Genomic DNA, 16,476 nt, shown 5'->3' on the forward strand with positions numbered 1-16,476 from the left:
TGGCGGCGAGAACTATGGGCGCTGCCGGATTTCACCAGCTCGGCTCTGATTTCGCCGATGCGCGGATTGCGCATGTTCGCGAAAAACTTGCACGGGGCGAAACCGTCTATCTCGCAGGCCTCGGCGCGCCCGGCACGCATAATTCAGGGTTGGCGCTGGTCGAGGTGACACAGGCTGACGGGCCGCGCCTGATCGTCAACAACGAGGAAGAGCGTTTTTCCGGCAACAAGCATACGACCGAATATCCAAGACTGTCGATCGACGCCGTTGTAGCGACGCTGCGGAACATGGGCCGCGACATCGGCGACATCGATGCCTGGCTTACAAGCTGGGATTATCCGACGCTCGCCGGCACGCTCGCGCGCTCGGTGCTCGAGGAATTGCCGCAGAGCATAAAACTCGTGCGCACCACCGAAGCTGCCGGCTTCGACGGCCGCCACCTCGACCAGATGACGCGAACGCCAAAGATCCTCGCCCGCCAGCTCGGGCTTGCCGAGCGCGTGCCGCTGATCTGCCTGCCGCATCACGACAACCATGCCTGGTTCTCCTACGCCGCCTCGCCGTTCGCTGACGACGGCAAGCCGACCGCGATCGCAGTGCTCGACGGCACCGGCGATCAGGGCTCGATCTCGCTTTACGTCGTGGAGAATGGCGCGATGCGCCGGCTCTATTGCAACGACAGCATGTTCGATTCACTCGGCGCATTCTACAGCGTGATCTCGTCGACCCAGGGCGGCTGGACCTGGTTGTCCTGCGAGGGCCGCTACATGGGCGCTGCCGCCTGGGGCGATATGGACCGCGCCAGCAATCCGTATTACGCGCGCTTGCGCGATGTTCTGCATTTCGGTGCGAATGGCGAGGTCCAACTCAATCGCGCGCTGGCGAACTGGTACTGCGACCCCTTCGATCATCCCTACAAGCAAGCCCTCACCGAGATCCTCGGCGCGCCGCTCAGGCCCGACCAACTCTGGAATCCCGACGCGGTGCTGCGCGTCGAGGATATCCACCACCGTCCCGATACCAAGGACCGCCTCGACAAGGCGGCCGCGACGCAACTGGTGTTCGAGGACGCCATGATCCATGTCGTCGATCATCTGCTAAGCGCAACAGGCGCCGACCGGCTGGTGCTGACCGGCGGCGTCGCGCTGAATGCGGTCGGCAATATGCGGCTGCTCGAACATTTCAATGAGGCGTGGTTCACGCGCGCGCAGCAGCGCAACGCGCGGCTGCATCTGTGGGTGCCGCCGGTGCCCGGCGATCCCGGCGTCACCATCGGCGCCGCCTGGCTGTTCGCGCATCTGGCGGGCGCCCCGCGGGGGGCGCCGATGACGCATGCTTTCTATTGCGGCACGCCGCCTTCGCGCGAAGACATTGCCGGCGCCATCGAAGCCGACGACGTCGCCTCGCAACAAATCGGCAATATCTCGACGCCCGAAGGCCGCGACGCGATCGCGGACCTGATGGCGTTCATGGTCGCGCAGAACGGGGTGATTGCGCTGTATCAGGGCGCGGCCGAAACCGGCCCCCGCGCGCTCGGCCATCGCTCGATCCTCGCCAACCCCTGCGCCCCAGACGCGCGAGAGCGGCTGAACGAGCGCGTCAAGTACCGCGAGGCCATTCGGCCGCTGGCGCCGATGGCGACGCTGGAGGCGGCGCAGGAATATTTCGAGCTGCTGCCCGGCGCCTCGGACGCCGCTTACAATGCCTATAATTACATGGTGCTCACGGNCGCATTCGAAGCCGCATGCGCGCGAAAAAATCCCTGCTGTCATTCACGCCGANNNNCGGCTCCGGCCGCATCCAGATCGTGCGCGCGGACGACGATCCCCTCACCTACGCCTACCTGAAGGCGCTCGGCCGCCATATCGGCGTCGAGCTCTCCGTCAACACGTCCTTCAATGTCGCAGGTCCCATCGCCCAGACCCCGCAGCAGGCAATCGATACGCTGCGACGTTCCAAAGGGCTCGACGTCGTCATTATGGTCGCCGGTGACGGCACCGTGCATGCGGCGTGGCACGGCGGCGAGCGCGACAGTGGCCGTTTCACCGGCTGGTACGCGGATTGGAAATCCAAACGCGGCCAGGACCGGATGCTGAAATGAGCAGGTTTGGACGAGGAGCAACGATGGTAACAATCTCCTACCAAATTTCCTGAGATCGTCCTAAGCTTCAAAGATCTCGAAAATGCCCTCGGGCCGCGATTAACCGCACGCCAATTGTAGTTGCACAGCGCAAAACAGGTATCCGGTCAAAGCCATCCGACGAGAGGCGATGACATGTCGAGCGAGCATCAATCGAGTCCGCAATCTCCTCCTTCTCATGTCCGCCTGATGCAGATGGGCAGCTTCGCCGTGCCCAGGGTCCTCTACATTGCAGCCGAACTCGGATTGGCCGACGAACTTCAGTCGGGCGCCAAAAGTGCCGCCGAGCTGGCCGGTCCAATGAAGCTTCATTCACCATCCCTGCATCGCCTCATGCGGACATTGGCAAGTCTAGGTATTCTTGCTGAGCGCGAGACGCAACGGTTTCAGCTGACACCGTTGGGCGAAGCCCTCAAAACGGAGGCTCCTCACTCGGCAAGGTCAGCGCTTCGGGCCTTTGGTAGGCTTCACGTCCAGCGTGCCTGGGATCATTTCGCATATTCCCTGCAGACCGGCAGGACGGGCATGGAAAGGGAGTGGGGCGTTCCCTTGTTTGACTACCTCGCTCAACGTCCCGACGAGGCGAGCCTTTTCAGCGAGGCTATGGTCAGCTTTCACGGCAATGAGCCGCCGGCCGTTGCGCGCGCTTACGATTTTTCGATATTCAAGACTATCGTTGATGTCGGCGGAGCAACCGGCAATTTGCTTGCAACGATATTGTTCCAGCATGACAGACCGCGCGGCGTGTTGTTCGATTTGCCGCACGTGGTGCGTGATGCTCTCGCTATCCTCAGGGCGCACGGCGTTGATGAGCGCGTTACCATTCAAGCTGGCGATTTTTTTCAGACCGTGCCCGCGGGTGGCGACGCTTACCTGTTGTCTCATGTTCTCCACGATTGGAGTGAGGAACAGTGCCTTACCATCCTTGGTCATTGTCGCAAGGCAATCGGCCCCGATGGTCGTCTGCTTATCATCGAGATGGTGCTCCCCGCCGGCGATGTACCGCATCCGGGAAAAATATTGGATATGGGAATGCTTGTGATCATGGGAGGCCGGGAACGCACCGAGGCCGAATACGGGCACCTGCTTGACCGAGCAAACTTCCGCTTGGTCAAGGTCGTGCCTACCGAGGCTCCAGCGAGCATTGTGGAAGCTGCTCCGGTATAGCTACGCGGCGACAAGCTACGGGTACGCGGCCTGCTCAGCGCGGAAAGAACTTCAGCACGCGACCGTCGATCAGCAGCAGCGCGCTGCCGATCACCAGTGCGCCCGCGATTTCACGCGACGAAATTTGCTCGCCGAGCACGAGCGAGCCGAGCAGGATGGCCGTAACCGGCACAAGCAGCGTCACCAGCATGACATTGGTGGCGCCGGAGCGCCGCAGGATCTGGAAGAAGACGATATAGGCAAGCGCGGTCGACAACGCGGCAAGGCCGAGTACCGCGAGCCATGTCACGGTATCAGGCATCGGCAACTGCCAGGGACGCTCGAAAACGCCGGCGACGACAATCATCATCAGGCTCGATGCCATCAATTGAAACGTGGCAGTGGCTAGCGGCGGCGAATCTGATAGCGCGCGACGCGCGATCAGCGCGGAGATGCCGTAGCTGAGCGCCGCCGCGAGACATAGCGAGACGCCGAGCCCCTGCCCGCTGGCAAAACCCAGTCCGCCGCCGCGAAGGATCACGACGCCGACGAGGCCGACGATCACACCGGCCACGCGCCTGACGATGAGCTTCTCCTCGCCCGCCAGTGCCATCACCGCCACCGTGAACAGCGGCGTGGTGGCATTGAGGATCGAAGCCAGCCCGCTCGGGATGTACATCTGCCCGGTGACGATCAGCGAGAACGGCAGCACATTGTTGAACAAGGCGACGAGGAAGAGCGGCCTCCAGCCCATCCATCCCTTCGGGAACGGCAGTCGCTGCGCGCAAAGCACCGGCAGCAGGATCATGGCGGCCAGCAGCACGCGCAACAGCACGAGCGTGAAAGGCGGCAATTCGCGCAGCACCACGCCGTTGAAGAAGAACGAGCCGCCCCAGAGCACCGACAATGCGGCGAGCAATGCCCAATCGCGCGTATCGATCCGGCCGTCGCTGGCTGTCATTTCGCAAGAAACCTGGTGAAATCGCGTAAACCACCTAGGACCGGATGCACGTCGCCGTCCACCCGATTTCCGGAGGCTATTTCGGCCGCGACACGATCTCGATCATCTGGCCTTCGTCGTCATCGGGCGCGTTTGCCTTGGCCTTCTCATAGGCGGCAAGTGCAGCGCGGCTGACGGGCACGCCGGGCAACAGCGTTTCGGCCAGCTTCACCGCATAGGCCGCATCCTTGTGGCGCAGCGCCGCCGTAAACGACGCGCCGGAGAAATCGCGCGCCACCATGCGCTTTGAATGCCGGATCACCTGTGGGCTAGCCACTGCGCCGGTCGAGAGCGCTTCCGCGACCAGGTTCATGTCGAGCCCGGCCTGTTCGGCCATCGCGACGCCTTCGGCAAGGCTTGCAATCTGCACCGCACCCATCAGGTTGTTGATCAGCTTGAAGACGGTGCCAGTGCCGACGGCGCCAAAGTGCCTGATCACGTCGCCGATCGGGGCGAGATAGGGTTTTGCGCGATCCAGATCGGCTGCATCAGCGCCGACGAGCAAGGTCAGTTTCCCGCTGGCCGCGGCTTGCGGCAGGCCGGTGACGGGACAATCGATATAGGTCAGGCTGCGTCCGCGCAGCTCGCGCGCCATGTCGAGCGCGTGCTGATGCGAAACGGTCGAACACTCGATGGCGAGGCTGCCCGCCTTCATCTTCGCTGCAGCGCCATTCTCGCCGAGCCAGACGGCGCGCGATGCCTCGTCGTCGGCGACCATGGTCACGACGGCATCTGCGCCGTCAGCCGCTTCAGCCGGCGACGAAGCCCAGCGCGCACCTCGCGCAATCAAATCTTCCGCTTTGGCCTTGCTGCGATTCCACACCGCAACGTCAAAACCTGCATCGAGATAGCGGCCGGCCATGCCGTGGCCCATCCGGCCGAGCCCGATGAAGGCCACTTTGGTCATGGATTAATCCACATCCTCGACCGAGCCCGGCCCCGTGCCGAACGCGCGCTGCGCCAGCGTTGCCGCCATGAACTCGTCGAGGTCGCCGTCGAGCACGCCTGAGGTATCCGAGGTCTGCACGCCGGTGCGCAGGTCCTTCACCATCTGATAGGGCTGCAGCACGTAGGAGCGGATCTGGTGGCCCCAGCCGATATCGGTCTTGGCGGCCTGATCGGCGGCGGCCTGCTCCTCGCGCTTCTTCAGCTCGATCTCGTAGAGCCGCGCACGCAGCATGTCCCACGCCTGCGCGCGATTCTTGTGTTGCGAGCGGCCGGCCTGACAGACCACGGCAATGCCGGTCGGAATATGGGTTAGGCGCACCGCCGACTCGGTCTTGTTGACGTGCTGGCCGCCGGCGCCGCCGGAGCGCATGGTGTCGGTGCGGACGTCGGATTCCTTGATCTCGATCTTGATGGAGTCGTCGATGACAGGGAAAATCTGCACCGATGAGAACGAGGTGTGCCGCCGCGCGTTGGAATCGAACGGCGAAATCCGCACCAGGCGATGCACGCCGGCCTCCGTCTTCAGCCAGCCATAGGCATTGTGGCCGCTGATCTGGATGGTGGCGGATTTGATGCCAGCCTCTTCGCCCTGTGACTCCTCGAGATACTCGATCTTGAAGCCGTGGTTCTCCGCCCAGCGCGTATACATGCGCAGGAGCATCGAGGCCCAGTCCTGGCTTTCGGTGCCGCCGGCGCCGGCATGCACTTCGAGATAGGAATCGAACTTGTCGGCTTCGCCCGACAGCAGCGCTTCCAGCTCGCGGCGGGCCACTTCCTTCTTCAGGGCCTTCAGCGCGTTCTCGGCCTCGACGACGACGCCGTCATCGTTCTCGGCCTCGCCGAGCGCGATCATCTCGACATTGTCGTCGAGCTCGCGCTCGACCTTGCCGATGCCCTCGAGCGCGTCCACCAAAGAGGTGCGCTCCTGCATCAGCTTCTGGGCTTTCTGGGGATCGTTCCAGAGATTGGGATCTTCGGCGAGACTGTTCAGCTCGGCGAGCCGGGCCGTGGATTTCTCGACGTCAAAGATGCCTCCTCAGCAGCCCGACTGACTGCTTGATCTCTTCTACGAGGCGTTCGACTTCCGCGCGCATGATCTCTTCTGTCTGCGGCGTGCGCCGCGATTGAATAATGCCGCAAGGGATGTAGCGGCGGACGCCGCAAAGCGCAACCTGCTGGCGCCCTAGTAAAGTCGGCCGGTTCCGGGACGCATGATCGAGTCGGTCTCGGGCCGATACCCTTGGGGATATCCCTGCGCCTGGGGATATCCCTGTGCTTGGGGATATGCCTGCGCCTGGGGATACCCCTGCTGCACCCGTCCTTCTTCCCCCTCAGCGACCCCGACCACGGCGGAGTAGCTGTCCGACGGCGCGGTGCCTGGCTTGAACGCTTCCAGGATGGTGCGGCCGCCCTCGCCCGGGTTGGGCCGCATGCCGCTCTTGGCATCGATGCGCACCAGCCTGATGCCGGGAGGCACCTTGAACGGGGTCGCCGGCTTGTCCGCGAGCGCGAGCTTCATGAAATCCTTGGCGACCGGCGCGGCGATGCGGCCGCCCTGTGCGGCCCTGCCCAGCGTGCGAGGCTTGTCATAGCCAAGATAGAGGCCGACGACGAGATCGGGCGAAAAGCCGACGAACCAGACGTCTTTTGCGTCGCTGGTGGTGCCCGTCTTGCCGGCGATTGGCTTGCCGACCTCGCGCAGGATCGTCGCCGTGCCACCCTGCACCACACTCTCGAGCATCGACGTGATCTGGTAGGCGGTCAACGTATCGAGCACCTGCTCGCGGCGGTCGACGAGCTGGGGCTCGGGTTGATTCTTCCAGCCCTCCGGCGCATCGCAGCCGCGGCACTCGCGCTGGTCATGCTTGAAGATCGTGCGTCCGTAGCGATCCTGGATCCGGTCGATCAGCGTCGGCTTCACCCGCCGACCACCATTGGCGAACATCGAATACGCCGTCACCATCCGCATGACCGTCGTTTCGCCGGCGCCCAGCGAATAGGAAAGATAGTTCGGCAATTCCTCATAAACGCCGAAGCGTTTGGCATATTCGCCGATCAGGGGCATGCCGACATCCTGCGCCAACCGCACCGTGACCGTGTTGAGCGACTGTTTCAGGGCATCGCGCAGCGTGATGGGACCCTTATAGCTGCCCACCGAAAAATTGTCCGGCCGCCAAACGCCGTTGCCCTGCCCCTGATCGATCTCGATGGGACCGTCGATCATGATCGACGCCGGCGTGTAGCCATTGTCAATCGCCGCCGAATAGACCAGCGGCTTGAACGTCGAGCCGGGCTGCCGATAGGCCTGTGTCGCGCGATTGAACTGGCTCTGGTCGAACGAGAAGCCGCCCACCATCGCGACCACGCGGCCGGTCAACGGGTCCATCGCGACCATCGCGCCGGACACTTCCGGCAATTGCCGCAGGCGATACTGGCCCTCGACCTGTTTGCCTTCCTTGTCGAACAGCAAATCGGCGTAGATCACGTCGCCCGGCGACAGGATTTGCGAGACCGAAGCCATCGCCGGCTTGCCGCGCGCCGCGGCAGCGACCGGCTTGGCCCATCGCACACCGTCCAGCGTGATGAGACCGGTTTGCCGCTCCTTGGAGATGGCGCCGCCGAGTTCGCGGCCGGGCTGGAAGCCGATCCGCGCCGACTGGTCGGACGTCTCCAGCACCACCGCCATGCGCCACGGCGAGATGTCGCTGAGCGACTTGATTTCGGCGAGCTTGACGCCCCAGTCACCGGAAATATCGAGCTTGCTCATGGCGCCACGCCAGCCTTGCGCCTCGTCGAAATTCACGAGGCCGGCGGCCATGGCCTTGCGCGCGATCACCTGCAGCTTCGGATCGAGCGTGGTGCGGATCGACAATCCGCCTTCGTAGAGTTTCTTTTCGCCGTAGCGCTCGAAGATATCGCGTCGCACTTCCTCGGCAAAATACTCGCCGGCAAAGGTATGTGCGCCCGTGCCGCGGCTGGCCACGACCAGCGGTTCCTTGCGGGCCTTGTCGGCTTCGGCCTGTTTGATCCAGCCGTTTTCCAAGAGACGGTCGATCACATAGTTGCGCCGCTCGGTCGAGCGCTCGCGGTTGCGCACCGGATGCAGCGTGCCCGGTGCTTTCGGAAGTGCTGCAAGATACGCGGCTTCCGCAACCGTCAGCTCGTTTACCGATTTGTCGAAATAGACCAGCGAGGCCGCGGCGATGCCGTAGGCGCCGAGGCCGAGATAGATTTCATTCAGATAGAGTTCGAGGATGCGATCCTTGGAATAGGCGCGCTCGATGCGCATCGCCAGCAGGGCTTCCTTGATCTTGCGCGCGAACGAGACCTCATTGGTCAGCAAAAAGTTCTTCGCGACCTGCTGGGTGATCGTCGAGGCGCCCTGCGGACGGCGGTTGGAGCCGAGATTTTGCACGTAGACGGAGGCGGCGCGCGCCAGGCCGGTGAAATCGAGGCCGCCGTGCTCGTAGAAATTCTTGTCCTCGGCCGCCAGGAACGCGTTGGTGACGAGTTTTGGCATCGCCTGGATCGGCAGATAGAGGCGGCGCTCCTTGGAGTATTCGCCGAGCAGCGCGCCGTCGGAGGCGTGCACGCGCGTCATCACCGGCNATAATTCTGAAGCTGCGAATAATCCGGCAGATCCCTGGAGAAATGCCAGATACCGGCTGCGACGCCGGCCACGCCCACCAGGAACACCACGCTTCCGGCTGCGAACAAGAAGCCGAAAAACCGCAACAGAAAGCGCATTATCAAAGTTTCATTCCAACTGTTACGTCGCGATTCCCGACGTTCATTCCTGCACAAACCCTGAACCCGAGGATTCGCTGTCTGACGCTATCCCATGCTCACATGGTCGAAATCGGGCAATGCGCCTTCCCGCGATACGACCCGGCGTGCCGGGTCGATATCAGCTGACATCGCAAGTATAGCTTGCGATTGCGGTGAGGCTCCCGGATTAGTAAAGGCCGCCGGTCCCCGGACGCATGATGTTGCCGGCGTCGGGCTGTTGATATCCTTGCTGGTACCCCTGCTGATACCCTGGCGGGTATCCCTGCGGCGCCCGGCCGTCCATGTCGGCGACGCCGATGACGGAATAGTTATCCGGCGGCGCGGTGCCCGGCTTGAACGCTTCCAGGATGGTGCGGCCACCCTCGCCCGGGCCGGCGCGCATGCCGCTCTTGGCATCGACACGAACCAGCTTGATGCCGGCGGGCACCTTGAAGGGGATCGCCGGCTTGTCGGCGAGCGCAAGTTTCAGGAAATCCTTGGCGATCGGCGCGGCGAGATGACCGCCGGTCATGCCGCGACCGAGATTGCGCGGCTTGTCGAAGCCGACATAGATGCCGACCACGAGGTCCGGCGAGAAGCCGATGAACCACGCGTCCTTTTCGTCATTGGTGGTGCCGGTCTTGCCGGCGATCGGCTTTCCGACCTCCTTGACCACCGTCGCGGTGCCGGCCTGCACCACATATTCCATCATCGAGGTGATCTGATAGGCCGTCATCGGGTCGAGCACCTGCTCGCGGCGGTCGACCAGTTGAGGCTCGGTCTGGTTCTTCCAGCCGGTGGGCGCGTCACAGCCGCGGCACTCGCGCGCGTCATGCTTGAAGATGGTGTGGCCGTAACGGTCCTGGATGCGGTCGATCAGGGTCGGCTTCACCCGGCGGCCGCCATTGGCGAACATCGAATAGGCCGTCACCATGCGCATAACAGTGGTTTCACCGGCGCCGAGGGCATAGGACAGGTAATTCGGCAATTCGTCATAGACGCCGAATCGCTTCGAGTATTCGCCGATCAGGGGCATGCCGATGTCCTGCGCCAGCCGCACCGTCACCGTGTTCAGCGATTGCCGGAGCGCGTTGCGCAGCGTGGTCGGGCCGCCATATTTGCCGGACGAATAGTTTTCCGGACGCCAGACGCCGGCGCCCTGCCCCTGGTCGATTTCGATGGGCGCGTCGACCACGACGGTCGACGGCGTATAGCCGTTGTCCATCGCCGCCGAATAGACCAGCGGCTTGAACGACGAGCCCGGCTGCCGATAGGCCTGCGTCGCGCGGTTGAACTGGCTCTGGTCGAAGGAGAAGCCGCCGACCATCGCGAGCACACGGCCGGTCCACGGATCCATCGCGACCATCGCGCCGGATACTTCAGGCAATTGCCGCAGCCGGTACTGGCCCTCGACCTGTTTGCCGTCCTTGTCGAACAGCGGATCGGCATAGATCACGTCGCCTGGCGACAGCACCTGCGCCACCGAGGTCGGCGTCCTGCCCTTGGCGGGTCCGGAAGCAGCCTTGGCCCAGCGCACCCCATCGAGCGTGATGATGCCGGTCTGCCGCTGCTTGCTGACGGCGCCGCCGAGTTCGCGGCCCGGCTGGAAACCGATCCGCGCCGACTGGTCCGATGTCTCCAGCACCACGGCCATCCGCCACGGCGAGATGTCGCCGAGCGATTTGACGTCGGCGAGCTTGACGCCCCAGTCGCCGGAAACGTCGAGCTTCGAGGGCGCACCGCGCCAGCCGCTCGCCTCGTCATAGCGGACGAGACCGGCGACCATGGTCTTGCGCGCCATCACCTGCATCTTCGGATCGAGCGTGGCGCGAACCGACAGCCCGCCTTCATACAGTTTCTTTTCGCCGTAGCGCTCGAAAATGTCGCGCCGGACTTCCTCGGCGAAATATTCGCCGGCGAAGATATGCGCGCCATTGCCGCGGCTGGTGACGTTGAGCTGCTCCTTGCGGGCCTTGTCGGCGTCGGTCTGCTTGATCCAGCCGTTTTCCACGAGGCGGTCGACTACGTAGTTGCGCCGCTCCACCGCGCGATCGCGGTTGCGCACCGGATGCAGGGCTGCGGGCGCCTTCGGCAGCGCCGCCAGATAAGAGGCCTCCGCGATCGTGAGCTCGTTCACCGATTTGTCGAAATAGACCAGCGAGGCCGCCGCGATGCCGTAAGCGCCGAGGCCGAGATAGATTTCGTTGAGATAGAGCTCGAGGATGCGGTCCTTGGAATAGGCGCGCTCGATGCGCATCGCCAGCAAGGCTTCCTTGATCTTGCGGGTGAAGGAGACCTCGTTGGTCAGCAAGAAGTTCTTCGCGACCTGCTGGGTGATCGTGGAGGCGCCCTGCGGACGCCTGTTGGAGCCGAAATTCTGCGCGTAGAGGACGGCCGCGCGCGCCATGCCGGTGAAGTCGATGCCGCCGTGCTCGTAGAAGTTCTTGTCCTCGGCCGCCAGGAAGGCGTTGATGACGAGCTTCGGCACCGCCTGGATCGGCAGATAGAGGCGGCGCTCCTTGGAATATTCGCCGAGCAGCGCGCCGTCGGAGGCGTGCACGCGCGTCATCACCGGCNGTAATCCTGGAGCTGCGAGTAGTCGGGCAGGTCCTTGGAGAAATGCCAGATCGCGCCCGCGACGCCGGCCACGCCGACCAGGAACACGACCGTGCCAGCGGCGAACAGGAAACCCAGAAACCGGACCAGCAAGCGCATTATCGACGTTCCGTTCCAACCTTGCGCCGTCATCTGCGGCGGCTATCCAAACGCGGCAATCCCCCCGAACGGGCCGCCGCTACGCGGTCGAACAATAAAAAAGGTCCGGCGGACAATAATGACCGATTCCGAAGACCAGTACGCGATTTTCTATCCGATCTATACCGTTGCCGCTGTGGCCAAACTAGGGCTTGGGCCGCCGAACGGCATGCTTTTCAGCCCCCCTTTACGCCATGCGTCCCGGGCTTTTTACTTGCCCGGCCCGGCAGTTGCCAGCCGTTTGGCCAGAAACGTATCGATTGCCTGCGCCATCGACCCGACAGTCCGGTTCCGCCAATTTTCCGACACCAGATGCTCAAGATCACCCTTGTTGGAGACGTAACCGAGTTCGACCAGCACGGAGGGCACGTCCGGGGCCTTCAGGACCCGGAAGCCGGCCGATTTCAGCGGATGTTTGTGCATCCGAACCGTGGTCTTCATTTCGCCCATCAGCACCCGCGCGAACCGGTTCGAGAAGGTCTTGGTCTCCCGCTGCACCAGATCGATCAGGATGTCGGCGACTTCGGTCGGCTCGTCGGCGAGATTGACGCCGCCGATCGCGTCCGACTTGTTTTCTGCGTCCGCCAGCCGCTCCGCGTCGGAGTCGGTGGCCTTGTCCGACAGCGTATAGATGGTGGCGCCCTGGGCGTCGCCCTCACCGCGCTTCAACGCATCAGCATGGATCGAGATGAACAGCGCCGCCGACTCGTTGCGCGCGACCTTCACACGGTCGCCGAGCGCAATGAAGGTGTCGTCCGTGCGGGTCATGACAATGCGATACTTGCCCGATTTCTCGAGCCGGTCCCGCAACGCCAGCCCGAAAGTGAGCACCAGGTTCTTTTCCATGATGTCGTTGCCGCCAGCCTCGGTGCCGTTGTCGGCGCCGCCATGGCCGGGATCGATCACGATCACAGGCCTTTTGTCCGGCGGGGCCGCGGGCTTCGCCGCGGCTGAGGCGTCCGGCGTGGCGGCGTTGGCATCGGTGATTGCGGACCGCAGTTCAGGACGGTTTTCGGGCGGCAGCGACTGGACGAAGGCAGTGCGATCAATCTCTTCGAATTCGATCACCAGGCGCGGCGGCTGGCCGTTGGCCGCCTCCAGCACATAGGATTTGGCGATCTTGGCCGGCCCGGTCAGGTCGAACACGATTCGCGATCCGCCCGGCATGACCAGACCGTAGCGAAACGCCTTGACCAGCCCCCGGCCCGTCGTGCCGATCCCGGCGGGGAGCGTGAAACTGACCTGGGGAAGATCGACGATCACGCGATAGGGGTCGGCCAGCGCGAAGGCACGGAACTGAACCGGCTTGTCGAGATCGAGGATGAAACGGGTCTGCCTGGCATCGCCGGCGAGCCGGGCGTCAGACGCGACCGGGAAATTCGATCCGGCCGCCAGACTGGGGGCAGCGGCGGCAGAAGCCGGTGCCTGAGGAGCCGCCACTTGGGCTGCGCTGGGGCCGATCATCAGCGCGCACAGCAATGCTGCAGCGCACAACGGGCCACATCCCAGCAAAACAAGGAGATTTGCGCGGCTCGCCAACGATTCAATGCCTCCGGAGGAGCCTTCCCTTACCCGATTAGGGCCACAGGGTTAATCGCACCTTAATAACCGGCCGGCGAAAAGGGGCAAGTGTTGCCGCGCTGCGACGCTCGGCGGAAGGTTCCCTTGCACGGAGCCCCCAATCCACGTATGTACGAGGGGCTGACGGCTAATACTCCCGGTTGTGTCGCGTTCAGCCTCCCGGTGCAGCGCCGGAACTTTCGGAACCGAAGGTCTCCTGCGTCTTTCCCGATCCCTCCACGGCCAGCGCCGCGCGCGGCTGACACGGAGCGGCGGTTTCGAGCCCGAGCGGCGTCCGGTCCCAGGTCTTTTTCCAGGGACGGTTTGAGACACGGCAAAACTGATTATCCGGACCCCAAACGGTCCGATATGCGATGGCCGGCGGGCGTTTAGGCGCCGAACCGGGCTTTCAGCGATAGATACGGCGGTATCCCTTTCCGCCAACATGTTCAGACGGGCCGACGCTTGATGCGCCAGACTGTGTTGCCGACCAAGATCCACGGAATGATCGCGCCGACGCGAAGCGAAAGCTTCGCACGTCGCATCGTGCTGGTGGGCCCCCGTTCGGCGCGGCGCCAAGAAGTGCGTTTTGGCCTTCCCCTCACCCCCGAATCAGGTGGACCGTCGCGTCACCGGGCCGCGCAATTTGCGCGCGCCATGCACCGCGCCCGCCCCCGTCAAGAGTTCCAAAATGCCCAACAAGATGTTGATCGACGCTACCCACCCGGAAGAGACCCGGGTTGTTGTCGTTCGCGGCAACCGCGTCGAAGAATTTGATTTCGAGACCGCCCAGCGCAAGCAACTGCGCGGCAATATCTATCTCGCCAAGGTCACGCGCGTAGAGCCGTCGCTGCAAGCGGCGTTCATCGAATATGGCGGCAACCGCCATGGCTTCCTGGCCTTCAGCGAAATCCATCCGGACTACTATCAGATCCCGGTCGCCGACCGTCAGGCGCTGATCGAGGCCGATGAGCGCGCCCATCGCGAGGCCGAGGAAGAGAGCGAGAACCGCTCCAGCCACCGCCGCCGCTCGCGTCACCGCAATGCGCGCCGGCGCGGCCATGGCGACCGTGTCCAGAGCGACGTCATCGAGAACGCCGGCCAGGATCCCTCGCAGGCGGCCCAGCCCTATGAAGGCGGCGAGCATGAGCTCGACGGCATGTATGCCGGCGAAGCGCAGCCGCACGATGCCGAACATCACGAGGATGCGGTCCATCATGACGTGCATGAGCACGAAGCGCATGGCCCATATCACGATCAGCCGCACGACCACCATGACGATGCGCCGGCGCCGCAGGAACGGGCGGAAGCCGTAAGCGAAGCGCCGGCCGCGGAATCGGAGGCCGTTGCACCGGCTGCTGCACCGTTCGAGGCGGCCGCTACCGAAGCCACGGCCGAGCCTGCGCATGAAGAGCATCACGACCAGGAGCAGGCGGTCGACAGTACGGCCCATGCCGATGAGCCGCCGCATGTCGAGCACGCCGGTGAAGGCTATGCCGCTGCCGCTCCGGACGAGTTCGCTCGCGTTGGCGAAGGCGACGACGGCCACGACGATGAAGAGGATGGCGAGGACGCCGAAGAGGAAGTCGTCGAATCCGTCGGCGGCGACGACGTGCTGGAGGAAGTGCCGGAACGTCCGTTCCGGCCGCGCCGCCAGTACAAGATCCAGGAAGTCATCAAGCGCCGCCAGGTGATGCTGGTTCAGGTCGTCAAGGAAGAGCGCGGCAACAAGGGCGCAGCGCTCACGACCTATCTGTCGCTGGCCGGCCGCTACGCCGTCCTGATGCCCAACACCGCCCGTGGCGGCGGCATCAGCCGCAAGATCACCTCGGCCCAGGACCGTTCGCGGCTGAAGGAAGTGGTGCAGGATCTCGACGTGCCCGAGGGCATGGGGATCATCCTGCGGACCGCCGGCGCCTCGCGGACCAAGCCCGAGATCAAGCGCGACTTCGAATACCTGATCCGCATGTGGGAAACCGTGCGCGACATGACGCTGCGGTCGCAGGCCCCCACCCTCGTCTACGAGGAAGGCTCGCTGATCAAGCGCTCGCTGCGCGACCTCTACAACAAGGAAATCGACGAGATCCAGGTCGCCGGCGAGGCCGGCTACGGGGAAGCCCGCGACTTCATGAAGATGCTGATGCCCTCGAACGTGCGGGCGGTGAAGCAGTATCGCGACGGCCAGCCGCTGTTCTCGCGGATGGGTGTCGAGAGCCAGCTGGATGCGATGTTCTCGCCGACCGTGCAGCTCCGTTCCGGCGGCTATATCGTCATCAACCAGACCGAGGCGCTGGTCTCGATCGACGTCAACTCCGGCCGCTCGACCCGCGAACACCATATCGAGGACACCGCGCTCAAGACCAATCTGGAGGCGGCGGAGGAAGTCGCCCGGCAGTTGCGCTTGCGCGATCTCGCCGGCCTGATCGTCATCGACTTCATCGACATGGACGAGAAGCGCAACAACCGCGCGGTGGAGCGAAAACTCTCCGACTGCCTGCGGCAGGATCGCGCGCGCATCCAGGTCGGACGCATCTCGCATTTCGGCCTCCTGGAAATGTCGCGTCAGCGCATCCGCGCCAGCGTGCTGGAGAGCTCGACCGAGCCCTGCCCGCAATGCGGCGGCAGCGGTCATGTGCGCTCGGTCTCCTCGGTCGCGCTGCAATTGCTGCGCGGCATCGAAGAGATTTTGATGAAGGGCGCGACCCACAATCTGGTGGTGCGCACCCGCACCGACGTCGCGCTCTATGTGCTGAATCACAAGCGCGGCCATCTGCGCGATCTCGAAAACGCCTTCAAGGTGACGCTGGCCGTGGTCGCCGACGCCACCGTGAGCGGCCAGCAGTCCTACGTCATCGATCGCGGCGAACAGGTGCACACGCTGGAGGCCGCCAAGGCGTTGCTGGCGGCGCAGGCCGCCGCCTTCCCGCCGCAGGTCGAGGAAGCCTATGACGACGACGATGGCTACGACATCGAAACCGAATCCGAGGTTGAGACCGAGGAAACCGAGGGGCTGACCGACGATGCCGCCGAGGCGGCGACGGGCGAAGGCGACGGAGACGGCCAGCGCCGCAGGCGTCGCCGGCGACGGCGCGGCCGCGGTGAGCAACGAGAAGGCGGCGCCCCGCGCGAGGACGGTGATGCCATGCGCGTCGCTGGCGAG

General features: G+C 64.0%; 10 protein-coding genes. 4 read left to right on the forward strand and 6 right to left on the reverse strand.

Annotated features, from left to right (window positions below; translation table 11 throughout):
* Positions 1–14 precede the first annotated feature (14 nt).
* The 3 genes from CQ14_RS36910 to CQ14_RS36920 all read left to right on the forward strand — a co-directional run.
* A partial coding sequence (locus CQ14_RS36910) for a carbamoyltransferase N-terminal domain-containing protein (RefSeq protein ID WP_245320807.1) occupies positions 15–1,728 on the forward strand: 1,714 nt, incomplete at its 3' end.
* 79 nt (positions 1,729–1,807) lie between these two features.
* The gene (locus CQ14_RS45045; RefSeq protein WP_057862664.1) at positions 1,808–2,101 is read left to right on the forward strand and encodes a carbamoyltransferase C-terminal domain-containing protein; all 294 of its coding nucleotides are present in this window, start codon (positions 1,808–1,810) and stop codon (positions 2,099–2,101) included.
* A 174-nt stretch (positions 2,102–2,275) separates the two neighbouring features.
* Positions 2,276–3,307: a methyltransferase gene (locus CQ14_RS36920; protein WP_057862665.1), complete on the forward strand. Its 1,032-nt coding sequence runs from the start codon at positions 2,276–2,278 to the stop codon at positions 3,305–3,307.
* A gap of 34 nt (positions 3,308–3,341) precedes the next feature.
* Here the strand turns inward: CQ14_RS36920 and CQ14_RS36925 are convergent, their stop codons facing one another.
* The 6 genes from CQ14_RS36925 to CQ14_RS36950 form a co-directional block, all read right to left on the reverse strand.
* The gene (locus CQ14_RS36925; RefSeq protein WP_057862666.1) at positions 3,342–4,247 is read right to left on the reverse strand and encodes a DMT family transporter; all 906 of its coding nucleotides are present in this window, start codon (positions 4,245–4,247) and stop codon (positions 3,342–3,344) included.
* Between the two features lie 76 nt (positions 4,248–4,323).
* Entirely contained in the window at positions 4,324–5,193 is an 870-nt protein-coding gene (locus CQ14_RS36930) for an NAD(P)-dependent oxidoreductase (protein ID WP_057862667.1), read from the reverse strand.
* Positions 5,194–5,196: 3 nt separating this feature from the next.
* Positions 5,197–6,328 (reverse strand): peptide chain release factor 2 gene (prfB, locus tag CQ14_RS36935; protein WP_156435816.1). Its coding sequence is split into 2 segments (ribosomal slippage): positions 5,197–6,258 and positions 6,260–6,328, totalling 1,131 coding nucleotides; the frame shifts between segments, so codons are not numbered across the junction.
* 89 nt (positions 6,329–6,417) lie between these two features.
* The coding region (locus CQ14_RS36940; protein ID WP_245320802.1) for a penicillin-binding protein 1A at positions 6,418–8,842 on the reverse strand (2,425 nt) is incomplete at its 5' end.
* A gap of 347 nt (positions 8,843–9,189) precedes the next feature.
* Positions 9,190–11,578 (reverse strand): penicillin-binding protein 1A (locus CQ14_RS36945; protein ID WP_245320805.1); only part of this gene is annotated, 2,389 nt, incomplete at its 5' end.
* Positions 11,579–11,966: 388 nt separating this feature from the next.
* Positions 11,967–13,295 carry an N-acetylmuramoyl-L-alanine amidase gene (locus tag CQ14_RS36950; RefSeq protein ID WP_057862668.1) on the reverse strand — a complete coding sequence of 443 codons (1,329 nt, stop codon included), beginning with the start codon at positions 13,293–13,295 and terminating at the stop codon, positions 11,967–11,969.
* Positions 13,296–14,007: 712 nt separating this feature from the next.
* Between CQ14_RS36950 and CQ14_RS36955 the strand changes: the two genes are divergently transcribed.
* Positions 14,008–16,476, forward strand: a 2,469-nt coding sequence (locus CQ14_RS36955; protein ID WP_057862671.1) for an Rne/Rng family ribonuclease, incomplete at its 3' end; no start/stop codon positions are given.

Origin of the sequence: Bradyrhizobium lablabi, assembly GCF_001440475.1 — a bacterium.
Lineage (GTDB): Bacteria > Pseudomonadota > Alphaproteobacteria > Rhizobiales > Xanthobacteraceae > Bradyrhizobium > Bradyrhizobium lablabi.